Origin of the sequence: Streptomyces sp. SYP-A7185, from assembly GCF_046103685.1 — a bacterium.
In the GTDB taxonomy this organism is placed as follows: Bacteria; Actinomycetota; Actinomycetes; order Streptomycetales; family Streptomycetaceae; genus Streptomyces.
The window spans coordinates 7961181-7977737 of the sequence record NZ_CP122310.1 but is presented as its reverse complement, the minus strand read 5'-3'; the positions used below and the strand labels follow the sequence as shown (position 1 = coordinate 7977737).

Annotated in this window: 13 protein-coding genes and 2 pseudogenes; 2 read left to right on the top strand and 13 right to left on the bottom strand. The window is 70.6% G+C overall.

Annotated elements, in window-relative coordinates; all coding sequences use genetic code 11:
• Positions 1-68: 68 nt before the first annotated feature.
• The 9 genes and pseudogenes from QBL25_RS34915 to QBL25_RS34875 form a co-directional block, all read right to left on the bottom strand.
• Complete coding sequence (locus QBL25_RS34915; protein WP_409060941.1) at positions 69-3323, bottom strand: glycoside hydrolase family 38 C-terminal domain-containing protein; 3255 nt, start codon at positions 3321-3323, stop codon at positions 69-71.
• Positions 3324-3361: 38 nt separating this feature from the next.
• Positions 3362-4174, bottom strand: coding sequence for a carbohydrate ABC transporter permease (locus QBL25_RS34910; protein WP_409060940.1), 813 nt, complete (start codon positions 4172-4174; stop codon positions 3362-3364).
• 11 nt (positions 4175-4185) lie between these two features.
• Positions 4186-5169, bottom strand: coding sequence for a carbohydrate ABC transporter permease (locus tag QBL25_RS34905; protein WP_409060939.1), 984 nt, complete (start codon positions 5167-5169; stop codon positions 4186-4188).
• On the bottom strand, positions 5166-6473 hold the full coding sequence (locus QBL25_RS34900; protein WP_409060938.1) for an ABC transporter substrate-binding protein: 1308 nt from the start codon (positions 6471-6473) through the stop codon (positions 5166-5168). The genes QBL25_RS34905 and QBL25_RS34900 overlap by 4 nt, the downstream gene beginning before the upstream one ends.
• Positions 6474-6632: 159 nt before the next feature.
• Positions 6633-6833 (bottom strand): annotated as a pseudogene (locus QBL25_RS34895) (hypothetical protein); the annotation flags it as partial.
• 600 nt (positions 6834-7433) lie between these two features.
• Positions 7434-8105: pseudogene (locus tag QBL25_RS34890) on the bottom strand (caspase domain-containing protein); the annotation flags it as partial.
• Positions 8106-8107: 2 nt separating this feature from the next.
• Positions 8108-8539: an effector-associated constant component EACC1 gene (locus tag QBL25_RS34885; protein WP_409060937.1), complete on the bottom strand. Its 432-nt coding sequence runs from the start codon at positions 8537-8539 to the stop codon at positions 8108-8110.
• Positions 8540-8650: 111 nt separating this feature from the next.
• Complete coding sequence (locus QBL25_RS34880; protein WP_409060936.1) at positions 8651-9988, bottom strand: MFS transporter; 1338 nt, start codon at positions 9986-9988, stop codon at positions 8651-8653.
• Complete coding sequence (locus QBL25_RS34875) at positions 9985-10659, bottom strand: helix-turn-helix domain-containing protein (protein WP_409060935.1); 675 nt, start codon at positions 10657-10659, stop codon at positions 9985-9987. Before QBL25_RS34875 ends, QBL25_RS34880 begins: the two co-directional genes overlap by 4 nt.
• 175 nt (positions 10660-10834) lie before the next feature.
• Here QBL25_RS34875 and QBL25_RS34870 point away from each other — a divergent pair, with 175 nt between their 5' ends.
• Positions 10835-11734, top strand: a complete 900-nt coding sequence (locus QBL25_RS34870; protein ID WP_409060934.1) for a polyphosphate kinase 2 family protein — start codon at positions 10835-10837, stop codon at positions 11732-11734.
• 179 nt (positions 11735-11913) lie between these two features.
• Positions 11914-13569, top strand: coding sequence for a GMC oxidoreductase (locus QBL25_RS34865; protein ID WP_409060933.1), 1656 nt, complete (start codon positions 11914-11916; stop codon positions 13567-13569).
• A 27-nt stretch (positions 13570-13596) separates the two neighbouring features.
• On the opposite strand, the gene QBL25_RS34860 is transcribed toward QBL25_RS34865, so the two are convergent.
• From QBL25_RS34860 to QBL25_RS34845, 4 genes are all read right to left on the bottom strand, one after another.
• Positions 13597-14076 (bottom strand): carboxymuconolactone decarboxylase family protein, encoded by a 480-nt coding sequence (locus QBL25_RS34860; RefSeq protein ID WP_409062887.1) that lies wholly within the window; start codon positions 14074-14076, stop codon positions 13597-13599.
• Positions 14077-14081: 5 nt separating this feature from the next.
• Positions 14082-15161 (bottom strand): dihydrodipicolinate reductase, encoded by a 1080-nt coding sequence (locus tag QBL25_RS34855; RefSeq protein ID WP_409060932.1) that lies wholly within the window; start codon positions 15159-15161, stop codon positions 14082-14084.
• A 102-nt stretch (positions 15162-15263) separates the two neighbouring features.
• A complete protein-coding gene (locus QBL25_RS34850; protein WP_409060931.1) occupies positions 15264-15779 on the bottom strand; it encodes a lytic polysaccharide monooxygenase auxiliary activity family 9 protein in 516 nt (171 codons plus the stop codon).
• Positions 15780-15976: 197 nt separating this feature from the next.
• Positions 15977-16519, bottom strand: a complete 543-nt coding sequence (locus QBL25_RS34845) for an FABP family protein (protein WP_409060930.1) — start codon at positions 16517-16519, stop codon at positions 15977-15979.
• Between the last annotated feature and the right edge of the window lie 38 nt (positions 16520-16557).

The window sequence follows — 16557 nt, the reverse complement described above, 5'->3', positions numbered from 1 at the left end:
TCGTGCGGAGGTGCTGTTCGTGCGGAGTTCGTGGGCGGTGCGGGGCGTTCAAGGGCCGTGCGGGACTTTCAGGGGCGGGGGCGGGGACGGGGGCGGGTCAGCAGGACGGCGGTCGTGCCGAGGGGTGGGATGTGGACGGCCAACGCGCCGTCGGCGAGGCTCAGTTCACCGCTCGCCTCCCCCAGGTAGCTCGCCGCGTGGGCGGTCGCCACCGGGAAGTGGATCCGGACGGGGCAGGCCACCGGCTCCTCCGCGAAGGACTGGAGCCGGAGCAGGACCTGGCCGGGCTTCGGCGTGGTGGCGCCGACCAGGCGGACCCTCACGTCCCCGAGGTCGGCGAAGGCGAGCGACGGCGTGTGTCCAGCGCTCCCCTCGCCTGCATGACCGTCGGCTTCCCCGACTTCCCCGACTTCCCCGGCTCCCCCGGCTCCCCTGGCTCCCCTGGCCCGCACGGCTCGCAGCGGGCGGCTCCAGGCCGCCGCCGTGCGGGGTCCGAGCCCGTCGGCGCTCGGGCCGCAGGCCAGGCTGTAGCGGTAGGTGAACTCGAAGCCCTGCTCGCCGGGGAAGTTGGTGTCCCACAGGTTGTTGTGGATCCAGGAGAAGACCGTGGCGGGCTCGTCGTGCCCCATGGTCTTCGGGAAGGGCGCGTACGGCAGGGCGATGTTGCCGAACTGCACGAGCGGCGCGTCCTGCGTGGACCAGGCCACCGCGAGCCCGGCTTCGGTGAGCGTCACCCAGCGGCGCACGGCACGCATGTGCAGGGCCGAACCGGGCACCACGGGGAGCGAGGTGCCCGTAAGTCCGCCGGTGGCCTCCATGCGGACGACCGGCTCGTCGAAGGCGAAGGGGAACGCGAAGTAGGCGCTCTCCTTGCGCAGCGTGGCGTCCTTGTCGAGACGGTTCTCGATGTCGAGGCGCGGCACGCCCACGGGCAGGGTGAGCGTGGTGCGCACCCGGTTGGCTCCGGCCGGACGCGTCTCGTACGTGATCGACTCGGCCACCGCCGTCGAGCGGCGGGCGATGAGCGCGGCGGGCGGGGCCACCGCACGGTTGCCGAGGTGTTCGAGGCGGTCGGACGCCGTCGTACGGCTGGAGTTGTGGTTGAAGGCCCCGGCGGTGGTGTAGCTGTCGTGGACGTAGCCGTTGAAGCCCACGATCGCGTCCGCCCGGACGAGCTCGCGGCCGGTCGCCTTGTCGACGATTGAGGCGATGCAGGCGTGCGCGAGGTCCACGCGGACGGCGAGGTGTTCGTTCTCCAGGAGCGTCGGTTCGGGGCGGGCCAGCGCCGCGGCGGCGGTCCGCGCCGGGTCCTCGCGCTCGGTGCCGCCGGTGGGGTTCCAGCCGGAGGCGCCCTTCACGACGGGTGCCCGCTCCCCGGACCGCGCGGGCGTGGTGATGGTGGCGGTGACATCCAGGCACACCGATCCCGCGGGCGGCACCGCGTCGACGCGCGCCACCAGGAACCGGCCGGCGTCCCGGTGGTCGTCGTTGGTCTGCGGCTCCTCCTCGTGGACGACCCGGCGCCCGTCACGGGCGTCGCGCACGGCCACCGGCTGCTCCAGGGGCACGCTGCTCTCCGGCAGGAAGATCCGTACGACGTCCGTGCGCGGCCAGGAGCAGGTGTTGACCACGTGGTAGCTCGCCGCCGCGCCCGGCCCCGCGGCGAGCCGCTGCCCGAGCCGGGCGCTCGCCCTGTCCAGCAGCGCGTTCCCGTCGTCGTGGGCGCGCAGGGCCTGTCCGTACTTCCAGTGCCATTGGTGCTCCCCGGAGTGGCCGCCCTCGTCTCCGTGGGTCCATGGGTCGCCGGCGCCCCAGGTGTGCTCGTCGAAGAGCGACACCGCCTCGTAGACCCCGGCCGCGTCCGCGCCGTCTTCCTCCGCCCCCGTGGCGCCGAGGAGTCCGGCGAACGTGCCGATGGTCTGGGCGTCGGCGACCACGGACTGGGCGGTGCGGGCCAGGGACATCGGCCGCGCACCCGAGCCGACGCCGTCGACCCACCAGTCGGTCCAGTCGCCGTCGAACGTCTCGATGGCGTCGCCGAGCCTGGCCTCGGCGTCGGTGAAGAAGTCCTCGTTGCGCGAGAGCCGCAGCCGGGGATGGGCCCAGGTCTCGTTCCAGCGGCGGACGGTGTCGGCGATGACGCGCCGGGGCGGCGCGTTGTCGCCGAACTTGCCCTGGACGCGCAGGTGGAGCACGTCCCAGGGGTAGGGCTCGCGCTTGACCTCCGCCTGGTCCATGGCCCAGCCGAAGATGCCGCCGCGGTAGGGGTAGGGGTGCGTGGCCAGGGAGGTCAGATAGGCGGGGAGGAGGTCGTCGACGTCCGCGTAGTTCGTGTCGAAGCCGAGCAGCGGTCCTTCCATGTAGGCGAGGCCGTGCGGGGTGTCGGTGACCCAGACCAGGACGCTGTTGCCGCTGGGTGCCCGCCACCGGAACAGGCGCGGCAGTTTCTCGCCGCCGACCAGGTGGGGCACGGACCGCCCGGCCCAGTTGTGCGCCACCGAGAGGTACTTGACGCCTGCGGCGGACAGGGCGTCGACCAGGCCGACGACCGCTCCGGGCACGTCGGTCTGCATGGCGGAGGTGAACTCGACGCCGTACCGCTCGCGCACGTCGTGGGCGAGCCGCAGCAGCTCGTGCAGCTCGTCGGTGGAGCATGTCTCGGTGTGCAGGTTGAACGGCAGCGCGGTCAGCTCGATGCGTCCTTCGCGCACCCGGCGTACGAACGCGTCGACCTGCTCGGCGGGCCGGGCGTCCGCCCACTGCCGGAACGACCACAACGACTCGACGCACCAGCGGAACCGTGACGCGGCGGGCCAGTCGTCGGTGGCCCGGGTCAGTTCCAGACAGGAGTCGAGGAAGGAGAGGTGCTCGGCGAGGACGCGGCCCTGGGGGTCGGTGTAGCCGATGTCGAGATGGGAGTGGTGGACCAGGTGCAGGGTCCACCGGCGCTGCGGGGTGAGCCGTACGTCGATCCCTTCGGTGGTGTCCGGCAGGCAGACGGTGAGGCGGGTCTCGGTGTCGACGGCGGGGACCATGAGGCGCACGGAGTCGCCGGGGCCGTCGAGCCGCTCGACGGGCAGCGCGGCCCCGGACTCGGTACGGACGGTCAACTCGGTCGGCAGGGTGGACCCGTTGACGGCCTCGACGCGCAGTGACTGCGTCAGCCCTTCGCCGTCCGCGGTCCTGCGAAGGAGCGGTTCCTGCGTCAGCCTCAGGGCGCTGTCGCCGAGGCTGCCCTCGGCGGTGACGACGGAGGAGCGCAGACTGTCGCGTATCCGGTCGTTGTCCCAGTCGGTGGTGCGGACGAGGGCCCGTGTCGTCATGCGGTTCTCTCCTGGTGGGAGCGGTCGGTCGGCGGGTCTCAGCGGGCGGATGCGGTGACGCCGCGCAGGAACAGGCCGCGGAACACCAGGAAGAGGAGGAGCGTGGGCAGGGAGACGATCAGCGCGCCGGCCAGGATGACGGGCGGCCCGGTCGAGGCGTAGGCGTTGTTGAGAGTGCTCAGGGCGGCCATCACCGGCTGGACGTCGGGGCTGCGGCTGAGCGTGATGCCCAGGAGCAGGTCGTTCCAGACGGCCGTGAACTGGAAGATGAAGGCCGCGGCGAGGCCCGCCTTCATCAGCGGTACGTGGACGCGCCAGAAGATGCGCCGGAAGGACGCGCCGTCGATGAGGGCCGCCTCCGTCAACTCGGGTGGCATCGTGGTCATCTGGTTGCGGATCAGGAAGAAGGCGAAGGGCACCGCCCACGCGGCGTAGACCAGCATGAGGCCGAGCCGCGTGTCGTAGAGGTCGGCGTCCGCGTACAGGCCGAACAGCGGGGCGAGGAACATCTGGAGCGGGAAGAGCGTGCCGGAGTAGATGAGCCAGAACCAGAAGGCGGGCCTGGGGATGGGCAGGACGACGACGGCGAAGGCCGCCATGGCCGCGACGAGCACCGCCGCCAGACCGCACACGACGGCGTAGAGCAGCGAGGCCTGGAAGCTGTCGCCGATGCCCGCGACGTTCCAGGCGGTCCTGGCGTTCTCGGCGAGGTCGAAGCCCTGGACGGTCCAGTCGGGCTTGCCCGTGTACGCGGCGGCGGGCGTCAGCGCGTTGACCACCAGGAGGTACAGCGGGACCAGCCAGAGCAGCACGCATCCGGCGACGAAGAGATGGCGCGCGATGCGACCCATGGGAAGCCTCCTCAGGCCTTGCCGTCGGCGGCGCGGGGACCGGCCTCGGGCATCTGGCGGCGCAGGTACGTCCACGAGGAGGCGACGACGATCACCGAGAGGACGAGGGCGATCGCGGAGCCGTAGCCGACGTGGAAGAGCCGGAACGCCTCGCGGTACATGCTCAGGGCGAGGGTCTCGGAGGAGCGGGACGGGCCGCCCTTGGCGAGGATCCAGATCATGTCGAACGCCTTGAGGCTGTTCACGATCGCCATCCCGACCACGACGACCGTCACCGCCCGCAGCTGGGGCAGCGTGATGTGGCGGAACATCCGCCAGCCGCTCGCCCCGTCCAGCTGGGCCGCCTCCACGGTGTCCCGCGGGATGGCGCGCAGCCCGATGGCGAAGAGGACGACGTTGAGCCCGGTCGCCTGCCACGTGCCGGCGACGATCATCGAGAGCGTGTTCTGCGGCCACTCAAGGAGCCAGGTCTGCGCCCACCCGTCCAGGCCGACCCCGCGCAGCACCTGGTTGACGGCGCCGTCGGAGGTCAGCATGAAGTTCCACAGGACGGCGGTGGCGGCGGCCGAGATCGCGTACGGCAGCACGATGACGAGCTGTGCGATGCCGCCGAACCGCATCCGGTGCGTGGCGACGGCGATGAGCAGCCCGGCGAGGACGGGCAGGAGCAGGGTGCCCGCCACCCACATCAGGGTGTTGAGGAGCGAGCGGCCGAAGACGGGGTCGTCGGCGAGCCGCGCGTAGTTGTCGAAGCCGGTGAACCTGCTGGTGAAGCCGTTGTTCTCGAAGAAGCTGTCGTAGACGCTGCGGAAGAAGGGATAGACCAGGAGTACGCCGACGAGCGCGAAGGCGGGCAGGGCCCAGGGCAGTGCGGCGAGCGGACCGCCGAGCCTGCCGTTGCCGCGCGCGGCCTGGTGCGGGCTGCGGGTGGGAACCCGGCGGCGTACGCGCACGGGTTTCGCGGGGTGCGGGGCGGGCGTCACGGTCTCGGTCATGTCTCCTCCGCCTCCCGCCACACCTGCCAGGCCTCGTCCGCGCGCTCCTGCATGGTCCGCAGGGTCGAGCGGGCCGAGGAGGGGTTCAGGAGGAACCCGGCGAGGTCGTCGACGGTCGCCTCGACCAGTTCGGGCGGGCCCTGTTCCCAGAAGCGGTTGAGCAGCCAGAGCCTGTCGCCGCGCACCTTCTTCGCGAGGCCCGCGATCACCGGGTTCGGGGGCTCCACCTCCGGGTTGGGGCAGCCGTCCTGGAGGGTGTGCGAGAAGGCCTTCATGACGGGGGGCCGCAGCCAGTTGCCCGCGGCGCGCACCGCCTCGTCCCGGTCGGGGCCCTTGACGGTGCACACCAGGGCGCTGGACTCGAAGACGACGCAGGGGCGGGCCTTCGGGTCGGCCATGGGCAGCACGAAGGCACCGAGGTTCTTCCCGGGCCTTCCGCCCGCGCCGACCAGGGTCGAGCCGAGCCAGGTGCCGCAGGGCACCATTCCGACCTTGCCGTGGACGACGGCCGCGGCGGCGTCGGCGTGGCTCATGTCCATGGAGGTGAACCAGTCCTTGTCGAAGAAGGACTCCAGGGTGCGCAGGGCGCGTTCGGCACGCGGGTCGGTGTAGCGCTCGCGGCCGTTCATCAAGTCGTCGTAGAACCGCGGGTCCTGGCGGCTGAGGACTTCCTGGAACCAGATGAAGGCGGGCCAGCGGTCGGCGGCGGAGCCGTGCAGCGGGGTGATCCCGCTCTTCTTGAGCCGCCCGCAGACGTCGAGGAAGTCGGCCCATGTCTCGGGGACTTGCAGCCGGTGCTCCTCGAACACCTCGATGTTGTGGAAGAACACCCAGTACGCGAGGTTCATGGGCAGTCCGTGGACCCGCCCCCGGTAAGTGAACGCGCCCCGTAAGGAGGCGTCGACCCAGCCCCGGCCGACGGCGCGGTCCCACTGCCGGGTCAGGTCGACGATGCCGCCGGTGCGGGCGAGGTCTTGGAGCCGGTATCCCGACCAGTACTTGAGCATGTCCGGCGTCTTGCTGGTGCGCAGCGAGGACTTGACGACCTGCTCGAACGATTCGAGGGACGGATTCACCTCGGGCACCAGGCGCAGGCCCGCCGTCGCCTTCATCGCCGCCCCCGCGGCGGCCATCGGCTTCTCCCAGGCGGCGCTGTCCCCGAGCACGGCGACCTTGCCCCGGGGCTGCCCGCTCGCGGTCCCGCAAGCCGTGGCAAGCGCACCGGCGGCACCGGCGACGAGCAGGGCCCGCCGGTCGAACGAAGCCCCGGCCACGGGGCGAAGGCGGTGACGACTACCTGACATGGGCGGCTCCCCCAGGTGTCCCTCGGCCCGGTGTTAGCGTTAACACGGGCGTGATGGAGCTTCTCTACGCGGGGTGAGGATGTCAATGCCTGACGCAGCCCCAAAACGCCTGTGACGCAAGGGAGTTGGCGGTTCTCTTTGGTGCGCGGCCGGCGGCGATCAGCCCCGCTGGATGTTGGAGGTGTTGAGCAGGAATCCGCGTCGGCCGTCCTGGGTCTGGGCGACAAGCCCCTCGCCCCGCTGCTCGACCGCCAGGTACCACGTGCCGGGTAGCAGCTCCGCCACCTCCTTGAGGCTGCCGTCCTCACTCATCAGCGGGCGTGCGACCGGCACCGCGAACCAGAACATCTCGAAGTCCGGATCGGCGGAGGCGGTCACCGCGTCGGCAAGGCGCCGGGCATCGCGCACGGTCCGCTGGGTGCGTCGCAGCGACTCAACGGTGCTTCTGCCATACGGACGAGGCTTTTCTCGCGCATCGGGTTCCTCGCTGAAACCCCGCTGGAGTTCCGAGACGTCGAGCAGAAGCCCACGGTGGCCCTCCTGGGTCATGGCAACAAGCGCCGTTCCGCGCCTTCCCACGGCCAGGTGCCAGATGCCCGAGGCCAGCTCCGCGATCGGCTGCAGCCTTCCGTCCTCGCCCATCAACGGGCGTGCGACCGGCACCGCGAACCAGAACGGCTGGAAGTCGGGCTCGGGAGTCGCCGCCACCGCCGACGCCAGGCGTTGCGCGGTCTCGACGGTCTCCCGGGCACGCTGCTCCGCCTCTCGGCGCAACCCCTCGCTCTCCAGACGCATTTGCTCCGCCCGCCGCTCCAACCGTGCGAGCCGCTCCTCCGCCTCCCGCTGCCGGAGGTCCAGGCTCGACAGGTCCGGCGGGGACGGTGCGCCGTGGGCCGAGGCCATGTTGCGGGCGATGGCGATGTCGCCGCCGAGATTGCGGTTGCGCTGCTGTGGCACCGGGCGGGACTTGGCGGTCAGCGCCCGCCGTACGTCCCGGTAGAGGGTGTCCATGTCCAGCGGATCGGGTTTGCCCGCGACCCCCTCGCCAAGGGTCGCGATGAGCTCGCCGGTGAACGCGGTGTACATCTCGCCGGGCAGAGACAGCGCGGGGCGCGTCTCGGCGCAGGACACGATCACGCACGTCCCGTCGACGACGGCCTGGTCCGCGACATGCGTACTCGCACTCATCTTGCCGACCAGGGCACGGCCGCTGTAGCAGCAGTCGAGGATCAGCACGGTGCGCCGGGCGCGGGCCTGCGGATCGAGCACGGCCCTGCGCAGGTACTCGTACCGCAGCCAGGTGTACTCTCGTTCGCCGTCCGAATCGGGCAGGGCCAGGTACAGCTCCTCGGTGTGCGGGTCCGTCAGTCCGTGGCCGGCGTAGTAGACGAGCAGGGTGTCGAGGGCCCGGTGTGCCCGGTCCCGCACCACGTCGAGCACCCCCTCGGCGGTGCCCGGCTGGGAGATCACCGTGCAGGCACCCTCAGAAAGACCCCAGATGGCGGGGTCGGTCAGAACGGCTCGGAGCCCTTTCAGGTTGCGGGCGACGGCAGGCAAGCCTTCCAGGTGGGTGTAGTCGTGAACACCGACCAGTACGGCCTCGGAGCGGGCCGGATCAGACAGCAGCGCCACGGTTACTCGTCATCCCCGTCCGCCGGGAGGGGCGCGGGCGCCGGCTGCGGGGACGATGCGGCGCCGGGGCCCTGGTTCCACAGTCGCAGGACCTGTTCGACGGTCTCCGGCGAACAGTCCTGCAGGGCGATCACGACACCGTCCCGTTCGAGCCGCACCTGCGGCGGCCGCGGACGCGAGCCCCGCCAGGCGGCGACAGCCGTGACCAGGCCGCCCAAGGCGATGCTGTTGGCGAGGACGACATTGATGAGGTCGAGACCGTCACCCATGCGTCCCTGTTCGGTCTGCCGCGCCTCGGTGGACATGCGGGCGTGACCGCGCAGTTCGGGCTCCGCGACCAGCCAGCGGTACAGCGACAGCACGGACGCCGCGAACTCGTCGCTCTGTTCGTGGGCGCCCGAGGTTCCGTCGCCGAACGTGAGGTTGACCTCCACGGGCCGGCCCCTTCCCCCTGAGGTGATGCGCGGTGCTCATCGTAGAACGCGCCTGGCGGGGACACCGGGCTTTCCGACGGCCTGATCGTGGCGCCCCGCCAGGGGGTTCGCTCAGGCGGGGACGGTGTCCTGGGTGACCGGTTCGGGGAGGGCTCGGGTGGTGGGGATCGGGGACGGCAGGAGCCACAGGATCGCAAGGACCGCGCCGGCCGTGCCGATCCAGAGCGTGGGGCGCAGGCCCATCGCCGCGCCCAGCGCGCCGCCGAGCAGGGCGCCCAGGGGGCGGAAGCCGTGGTTCAGGGTGCGGAAGGCGCCCATGACCCGGGAGCGGATGGCCTCGGGGATCAGCACCATCTGGAGGGACGCGGAGGCGATGTCGATGACCATCACGCCGACGCAGCTGAGGAATTCGGCGGCGAAGAGCGTCACGACGACCAGCGGCAACGGACCGTCGGCGAGCGGTACGAGCACCAGGGGCAGGGTGAACACCACGGAACCGCACAGGATCGAGGGGCCGATGCCGAAGCGGGCCACGATCCTGCCGCTGCTCATGGCGCCGATCAGACCGCCGACGGCACCGGCGCTCAGGATCGCGCCGAGAACGCCCGCACTCAGGCCCAGCTCGACCGTCACGTACAGCACGAAGAGCGTGTGGAACATGTAGTTGAAGAACTGGATGGTCCCCGACCAGGCGAACAGCGCCCGCATCGACGGCTCCTTGACCACCCACCGCAGACCGGCCGTTAAGTGCCCCTTGCCGACCGGCGCGGGGACGGGTTCGACGGGGTCGACGCGTGCGAGGAAGCGGGCCGACGCGAGATAGGTGCAGGCGTCCGCGAGCAGGGCGAAGGGGGCGGTGAGCAACTGCACGAGGAGCCCGCCGATGCCGGGTCCGGCCAGCCAGGACATCGAACGGCTGCCGCTGACCAGTGAGTTGGCCTGCACATAGCGCTCGCGCGACACCAGCGCCACGAACAGCGTGTTGTTGCAGGCCTCGAAGAGCACGGTCAGCGCACCGATCCCGAAGGCCGTCACATAGAGCTGCGCCAGCGTCAGGACGTCGAGCAGATACGCGACCGGGAGCGACACCAGCAGCGCCGCGCGCACCAGGTCCGCGGCGATCATGGCGCGCCGCCGCCGTGCCTGCCGGTCGGCCCAGGCGCCCAGCGGGATGTTGAGGAGGAGCGCGGGCAGCAGCTCGGCCGCCTTGAGCCAGCCCATCTCGGCGGCGTCGGCGCCGAGGACGAGCACGGCGGCGAGCGGGATGGCGATCAGGGAGATCTCGTCGCCGACGAGCGAGACGGTCCGCCCGGTCCAGTAACTCCGGAAGGTCCGCTCGCGCAGCAGGGCGGGTATGCGCTCCCGTATCCCTGTCCCTGCCCTCGTCTCTGCGCTCGCCCCTGCCCCTGTTCCGCTCCCCGTCCCTGTCCCTGTCCTCGGCCTTCTCATGCTCCGGGCTCCCCTCTCGGGTCCCCGCCCTGACCCTCGTCCGCCTCGCCGTCACCGGTCGGGGCGTCCTCGGGGATCTCGCGGTCCACGAAGGCGAGCCGCACCACGCTGACGGTGCGCGTGCCCTCGGGGCGTCGGGCCGGATCGGTCCCCCGGTCCTCGTAAGGCCGCAGCAGCGCGTCGATGCGCTCGCCGATGTCGGTCAGCTCCTCGGGGGTGAGGTGCAGGAGCGAGTCGCTGAACTGCTCCGCCTCCTGCCAGGCCCGCGGCAGCGTGTGGCGCTTCTCCATGGCCCGGGCGGCCCGGTCGAAGTACCGGCGGGCGACCGCGGCGGACAGGGCGTCCGACGCTTCGGCGACGGAGGGGTCCTCGCTGTAGCCGGGCCAGTCGGTGAACCGGGCGGTCGCCCGCCACGGCTTCTCGCGCCCTCGGCCGCCGGGGGCCTCCTCGACCAGCCCGTACTTCGCCAGTATCCGCAGGTGGTACGAGCAGCTGGCCACGGATTCGCCGGTCAGCTCGGCGGCCCGGGTGGCCGTGAAGGGGCCGCTCTGCCGCAGCAGGCCGACCAGGGCCATGCGCGTGGGGTGGGCGTAGGCCCGCAGGGCGCGGGGGTCGGTGAGCTGGATGCTGCGCTCGGTGGGGCTGGGGTTCTCCGGAGTCTCGTCCACCATCTAAAGCTATCTTTAGAAAGCTTCCTTTACAAGCATTCCTTTACAAGCACGCCACGCCCCACCAACGACCCCAGCCCCCTCCCTCCTCTCTTCCTTGCACCCCCTCCCCGACCCGGCTGGCGGCCGTCCGCCCCCGGGCCCACGATCGAGGCACACCGGAGGAAGGGGCCACGCAATGACCAAGGCCAAGAACGGCAAGAAGCGCGACAAGAACCCCGTCAAACAGAAGACCACCCCGCTCCGCGACCTCCTGCGCATCCCCGGCGGCGAGCCCGTCGACCTCACCTCCCACAAGACCGATGCCACCCCCGGGGGCCCCAAGGACAAGGCCGCCGGCGTCCTGGCCACCGCCCGGATGGGTGAACGCCTCGCCGACCTCCAGGAGCGGCTCTACGCGGCGAGCACCGCCGGTGACCGCCGCCGCGTCCTCCTGGTCCTGCAAGGCATGGACACCAGCGGCAAGGGCGGCACGGTCAAGCACGTCATCGGCCAGTTCAACCCCTCGGGCTGCCGCATCAAAGCCTTCAAGGCGCCCACTCCGGAGGAGCTGAGCCACCCCTTCCTCTGGCGCATCACCCAGGCGCTCCCCGTACCCGGCGAGATCGGCATCTTCGACCGCTCGCAGTACGAAGACGTCCTCATCGCCCGGGTCCGCGAACTGGTCCCTCCCAGCGACCTGGGCCGCCGCTACGGCCGGATCAACCAGTTCGAGCAGAGCCTGGCCGACGACGGCGTCACCGTCATCAAGTGCTTCCTGCACATCTCCTACGAGCAGCAGCGCCGCCGCCTGCTCGAACGCGTCGACAACCCGGACAAGCACTGGAAGTTCAACCCGGGCGACATCGAGGAGCGCGCCCTGTGGCCCGCCTACCAGGAGGCGTACGAGATCGCGCTTGAGCGCTGCTCGACGGAGCACGCTCCCTGGTTCCTCGTCCCGGCGGACCGCAAGTGGTACCGCAACTGGGCGATCAGCAAGCTGCTCCTGGAGCACCTGAGCGCGCTGGATCCGGAGTACCCGAAGGCGGACTTCGACGTCGCCGCCGCGCGCGAGCAGCTCATGCGGGACGCCCCGTAAGGCAGCGCGGGGACCCGAGATCGGATGAAGATCGGACGAAGATCGGACATTCAAGATCCCGCCGACATTAAAGATCAGCCCGACAAGATCGGGCAGAAGTTACTTCTAGGTATGCAGTGACTTAACACGCAACTCGCAGTAGAACTCGTTCCCATTCCTACGAGAGTGAGGAACGTCACATGAGTGTGTCCACCACGTGTTCTGACGGTTCCGGAGGCGTTTCACGCCGAAGATTCATAGCTGGAACCAGTTCTATTCTCGGCGTCGCGAGTCTCGCGAGCCTCTCCCCCGCGGCCCAGGCGTACGCCGCCCCGGCAGCCGCCGCGGCCGCCGGACCCATCGGCGACGGAGCCCGCGTCCCCGTCCTGGTGATCGGCACCGGGTACGGCGGTTCCGTCGCCGCCCTGCGTCTCGCCCAGGCGGGCGTCGACGTCCACATGGTCGAGATGGGCATGGCCTGGGACACCCCCGGCGCCGACGGCAAGATCTTCGCCCACACGACCTCACCCGACGGCCGTTCCTACTGGCTGCGCACCAAGAGCAAACAGCCCCTCAGCAACTTCCTCGGCTTCCCGATCGACAAGGCCATCCCGCGCTACACCGGGATCCTGGACGCCGAGGAGTTCGGCGGGATCATCGTCTACCAGGGCCGCGGCGTCGGCGGCGGCTCCCTGGTCAACGGCGGCATGGCGGTCACGCCCAAGCGCGAGAACTTCGGCGCCGTCCTCCCGTCGGTCAACGCCGACGAGATGTACTCCACCTACTATCCGCGCGCCAACGCCGGTCTCGGCGTCAGCACCATCGACCCGGCCTGGTTCGACGGCGTCGACTGCTACCAGTACTCGCGGGTCGGCCGGAAGCACGCCCAGCGCTCCGGGTTCCCGTTCGTCTTCGTACCGGGGGTCTACGACTGGGACTACATGAAGCAGGAGGCGGCCGGGACGGTCCCCAAGTCGGCTGTCGCCGGCGAGATCCTCTATGGCAACAACTACGGCAAGAAGTCGCTCCAGAAGACCTACATCGCCAAGGCCACCGCGACCGGAAGGGTCACCATCTCGCCGCTGCACCGGGTCACCACGGTGTCACCGGCCTCCGGCGGCGGCTACACCGTCGTCATCGAGCAGCTCAACACCAGCGGCGACACCACCGCGACCAAGTCCGTCACCGCCGACCGGGTGTTCTTCGCCGCCGGCAGCGTCGGCACCAGCAAACTGCTCGTCAAGCTGAAAGCCACCGGCGCCCTGCCCCACCTGAACGGAGAGATCGGCAAGGGCTGGGGCGACAACGGCAACGTGATGTGCGGCCGCGCCAATCACATGTGGGACGCGACCGGCAAGGTCCAGTCGTCCATCCCCACCGCCGGCATCGACAACTGGGCGGCCGGTGGCGCGTTCGCCGAGGTCGCGCCGCTGCCCACCGGGATCGAGACCTACGCCTCGTTCTACCTCTCGATCACCAAGAACCCGAACCGCGCCTCCTTCTCCTGGAACGCCGCGGCGGGCAAGGCGGAGCTGAACTGGCAGACGGCCTGGAAGCAGCCGTCCATCGACGCCGCCAAGACCATCTTCGACAAGATCAACTCAAAGGAAGGGACGATCTACCGCACCGATCTGTTCGGCACGTACAAGGTCTGGGGCGACCATCTCACCTATCACCCGCTCGGCGGCGCCGTCCTGAACAAGGCCACCGACAACTACGGCCGGCTGCACGGGCATCCGGGCCTGTACGTCATCGACGGCTCGCTCATCCCCGGCAACACGAGCGTCAACCCGTTCGTCACCATCACGGCGCTCGCCGAACGCAACATCGAGAAGATCATCGCGACCGATCTGTGACCGCGGCTGTCACCAGGGCCCTTGAGGTCAGTGCCCGGGCAGGACGCACACCGCGTCGAGGCCGAGCACGTGGTTGAGCCGGCCGAACGCCAGCCAGGAGCCCATGCTCATGCTCAGCTCCACGATCTCGTGCTGGCTGTAGTGCGCGGTCATCCGCGTCCAGAACTCCTCGTCCAGGCCATGGTGATCCAGGGCGTACCGCTCGGCGTACTCGGCGGCAAGACGTGTCCGGTCGTCGAAGGCGTCGGTGGTGCGCCACTGGGTCACCGCTTCGGCGAACTCCTCCTCCACCTTCTGGCCCTCGCGCTCGGTCCGCCAGTCGAGGCAGAAGAGACACCCGTTGATCTGCGCGATCCGCAGCCGCGCGGCCTCGAACTCCCGCAGTCCCAGGGTCGTGTGCTCGTACACCGACAGCGAGAAGTTCGCCGCGGCCATGCCGATCCCGGGGACCATGTCGCCCCACACGTACCCGATGGGCTCCTGCCCCTCGGGGATGTCGATGTGCATCGAACTCATTGCTTGCTCCTTCCGAGCTTGCCGGTCGCGGGGCGCAGCGGGACGTCGAGCGCGTCGTACAGTCCGGGGTCCGCCGCCACGAGCCAGTCGATGGCGCCGACCAGCCGGCCGACCGCGGTGGCGTTGCCGCCCGCCGACCGGTTCTCGCCCTCGTCGGTGGCCTCGACCGTGACCTCGATGCGCGGCCGCCCCTCGATGATCACCCGGTGGGCGCCCGCGCCGTCCGGGGGCACCGGCCAGTCGGGGGCGCAGGACGGGTGGATGCGGGTGACGTGCTCGATGACGATGCGCGGTTCGCCGCCGACGATGCCCTGCACCTCGAAGCGCACCGCGCCCTGGGTGCCCGCCGCGAAGTCGCCCATCGTGCGGGTGCTCACCGCGGTGTCGAGCGCACGCCGCTCCAACGTCTCGCGGATGTCGTCGAGTTCGACGCCGAGCGCCCTGGCCATCAGCCGGATCTGGCCGCCCCACACCATGGTCGGCACGGTCTCGGCGAGCATCAGGGGCTCGTAGTCCATCGGATGCCCCATGCCGATCAGGTGGCGTACGGAATCCTCCTGGTCGTACGTGGAGTAGTCGAAGATCTCCTGGCAGCGGATCCCGTCGACGGTGCTGCCCAGGCCGCTGATCAGCAGCGGCAGCACGTCGTTGCCCCAGCCGGGGTCGACGCCGGACACGAACAGGGAGCCACCGCCCTCCGCGACGGCGGCCAGGAGCGGGTCCCGCAGCTCGGGCGGGGCGTTGCGCTGGTCGTAGAGCGCGTACAGCGCGGGAGTGACGACGACGGCACCGGCCCGGATCGCGCGGCCCACGTCGTCGAGGGCCTCGTCGGGGCGGATGTCGCCGGAGGCCGCGTACACCACGGCCCCGGGCGATGCCGCAAGGACCGCGTCGACGTCGTCGGTCGCCGTGACGCCCAACTGCCCCTGGAGACCGGCGAGGTCGGCCGCGTCGCGGCCGACCTTGTCGGGACTGTGGACGAGCACGGCCGTGAGCTTCAGCGCCGGGTGCGCCTCGACGGCACGTATGGCCGCGCGGCCGACATTTCCGGTACCCCAGACAACCGTGGAAATCATGCGCCGGAGGGTAACCAGAGGGCGTATCAGTTCATAGGGCCATGACCGGAGAGATTTCAGCGGTGTGCCGAGGGGGCGCGAGCCGGGCCGCCCCGGCGGCGGCTAGCGGATGTTGACGTCGATGCACGCGTAGAACGCGTTGGACGTGTCGCCGATGTTCCAGACCGCGAGCACCTTGTGCCTGCCGGGGGCGCTGCCGAGGTTGACCTGGTGCGAGACGGTGGCGGGCGGCTGCTGGTTGCCGCCGTCGATGGTGGCGACCTTCGTGCCGTCGACGAAGTACTCGTAGTTCGCGGTGCGGTGGCGTGCGGTGAAGGTCCAGGTGAAGGTCTGCGTCCTGCTGACGTTGCTGACCTTCCAGCCCTTGCTGTCGTTGTCGAGTTCCGCGAACCGGGCGTTGCCGCCACTGCAACTGCGCAGGCCCTTGGGTCCTTCGACGCTCTGGGGTTCCCATTTGATCTCGCCGCACGCGACCGTGCCCGCGGCGCACTGCGCCTGCCGGCTGGCCGGTGCGTTGACGTATCCGTGTGCGCTGGCCGAACCGGTGGGCAGCGTGAGGGCGAGGACCGGTGCCAGGCCCGCTCCGATGACGGCGGCCAACTTCCGCTTCCTGTGCATGCGTGACTCCTTCACGGCGGGGGGTTGTGGGGGTGTGCGTGAAGTGCTGGTGCCAGGTGTTCGTGAGGGTTGATTAGTCCAGACCATAGACTTTGGCGAGCCTCGGTCAAGGCCGCTTTCCCGCCACGTACGGCGCCTCTCGCGCACGGACCTCCACGTACGGACGGTCCGCGCCCCCGCTGCCCCGCCCGTCTCCCCTACGCCATGCGTCGCAGCCGCGCGGAGAGGTGGTGCTGCAAGGGCTGGCCGACCGCTTCGAGGTCGTGTTCGAAGGCCAGTCGGCCGTCGTCGGTGAGTGTGTAGCGGCGACGCGTGGCCTGGACCTCCTTGGCGGTGGGAGTGCGGGCCACCTGATCGGTGGCGAGGTCGATCGCGCCGTCGGCCGCCCGGCCCACCGCGATCTCCGCGATGCCGGTGGGCTGCGTGATCAGCGCCTCCACCCGCCCGTCGGGCTGCAACCGCCACCAGCCGCTCTCACGCGCGGAGGGCCGCAGCGGCGCGTCGTCGGCGTCCAGGAGCCAGGCCCGCGCCTCGTACCGCAGGAAGGGGCGGCCGTCGTGGCTGAAGGTGACCTCCTGGGCGTAGCTGAAGTCCGCGTCGAGCGTCGGATACTGACCCTGGCCCCGGCCGTGCCAGGTACCCAGCAGACCGAGCACGGGCGCGAGCAGCGCGTGCGGCGCCGGCGCCTGGTCCGGACGGTGGCCGTCGGGGTACGGGTACTCCGGTGCGGGGTCGAACACGGTGTGCGCTCCAGGGGTCAGGGGGCCGGTGCCAGGTG

Bases quoted from the DNA above. Each gene is read 5' to 3' on its own strand.
- QBL25_RS34915 (WP_409060941.1), bottom strand. From the start codon at position 3,323: ATGACGACACGGGCCCTCGTCCGCACCACCGACTGGGACAACGACCGG.
- QBL25_RS34910 (WP_409060940.1), bottom strand. From the start codon at position 4,174: ATGGGTCGCATCGCGCGCCATCTCTTCGTCGCCGGATGCGTGCTGCTC.
- QBL25_RS34905 (WP_409060939.1), bottom strand. From the start codon at position 5,169: ATGACCGAGACCGTGACGCCCGCCCCGCACCCCGCGAAACCCGTGCGC.
- QBL25_RS34900 (WP_409060938.1), bottom strand. From the start codon at position 6,473: ATGTCAGGTAGTCGTCACCGCCTTCGCCCCGTGGCCGGGGCTTCGTTC.
- QBL25_RS34880 (WP_409060936.1), bottom strand. From the start codon at position 9,988: ATGAGAAGGCCGAGGACAGGGACAGGGACGGGGAGCGGAACAGGGGCA.
- QBL25_RS34875 (WP_409060935.1), bottom strand. From the start codon at position 10,659: ATGGTGGACGAGACTCCGGAGAACCCCAGCCCCACCGAGCGCAGCATC.
- QBL25_RS34870 (WP_409060934.1), top strand. From the start codon at position 10,835: ATGACCAAGGCCAAGAACGGCAAGAAGCGCGACAAGAACCCCGTCAAA.
- QBL25_RS34865 (WP_409060933.1), top strand. From the start codon at position 11,914: ATGAGTGTGTCCACCACGTGTTCTGACGGTTCCGGAGGCGTTTCACGC.
- QBL25_RS34860 (WP_409062887.1), bottom strand. From the start codon at position 14,076: ATGCACATCGACATCCCCGAGGGGCAGGAGCCCATCGGGTACGTGTGG.
- QBL25_RS34855 (WP_409060932.1), bottom strand. From the start codon at position 15,161: ATGATTTCCACGGTTGTCTGGGGTACCGGAAATGTCGGCCGCGCGGCC.
- QBL25_RS34850 (WP_409060931.1), bottom strand. From the start codon at position 15,779: ATGCACAGGAAGCGGAAGTTGGCCGCCGTCATCGGAGCGGGCCTGGCA.